Here is a 1013-nt window from a genome sequence, read left to right as displayed (position 1 = left end):
TGGCGAGATAGGTGAGTCTTGGATTCATTATTATTTTAAAGAAACCATTCAGCATCGATTCTTCTTTGAATATTTCCTACATGAAGTTGATTTAATATGGATTCAAGATAATACAGTACATATTTCTATTTTAGTGGGTGAAGATAAAGATAAAAAAACATTTTCTCTTAGTATTTCAGAGGCTTTAATGACCTTAGAGGTCAACCAAACTCATAATACAGCACAGCATTCCAAAAACTTCTATTATTTGTTTAAAGATTTTGAAATAAAATTAATAAGTAATGAGCACTTATATGGAAAAGAAATAACCGCTAACAATCAAACAATGGATGAAAAAATTAGTTTATTTAAAGCATTAGCCAATCGTTTAGAAAAAACCTTCTCTATTCAATTACTCAACAACATAAGCATATCCATAGGTCGAGAAAAAAAACATGAGATTTTTTATATCAATGGTGCCTATGAAAATCATTTGGTGGGGAATGGAGGTGAAAATGTTTATACTATTTTGCCTGATAAAAAAATATTCTTTCCAGTTTCTAATATAGTTCTCTATGAAACCTTAAATGAAGATTCAAATGAGTTGCTCGAGCGGATAGATACGTTAGATTTACGGGAAATGATAAAGAAATATAAACAAATCTATCCAAGTGCTGTTATCTCTTCAGATGTATTTCCCTCTGGAAATGATTTAATCTTAACCTTAAGTAATGCGATTTATGCTCCGATTTATCCTGATTCTTATGACTCAAATTGTTTTGAACCTTGGCTGACGATCTTATTAAAAAATGCACTGTTTGATAATAGTCATTGGTATCAAAGACTGGATATCTTTTTTGATATTCTGCCCAAAAATATAGTTTCGCTAGACGATGAAGTTTGGAGTTTAATTACAGCACCTTTACTTTTTACTGCCGATAAAAAGATTATCGTCATTACTACTCAAGATATAGAAGAGGATACTGAAATTCAACTATTGAAAAACATTGGAAATTATGCATTCTTTCGTGATG

The 1013-nt window shown here is 30.2% G+C and carries 1 protein-coding gene; it reads left to right on the top strand.

Features of this window, described 5'->3' with window-relative positions; translation table 11 throughout:
- On the top strand, positions 1 to 1013 hold a 1013-nt coding region (locus A1D18_RS06790), incomplete at both ends, for a hypothetical protein (RefSeq protein WP_216094998.1).

Origin of the sequence: Candidatus Rickettsiella isopodorum (assembly GCF_001881495.1) — a bacterium.
GTDB classification, from domain to species: domain Bacteria; phylum Pseudomonadota; class Gammaproteobacteria; order Diplorickettsiales; family Diplorickettsiaceae; genus Aquirickettsiella; species Aquirickettsiella isopodorum.
The sequence above is the reverse complement of the archived record's forward strand: the minus strand, read 5'-3'. Positions and strand labels throughout refer to the sequence as shown.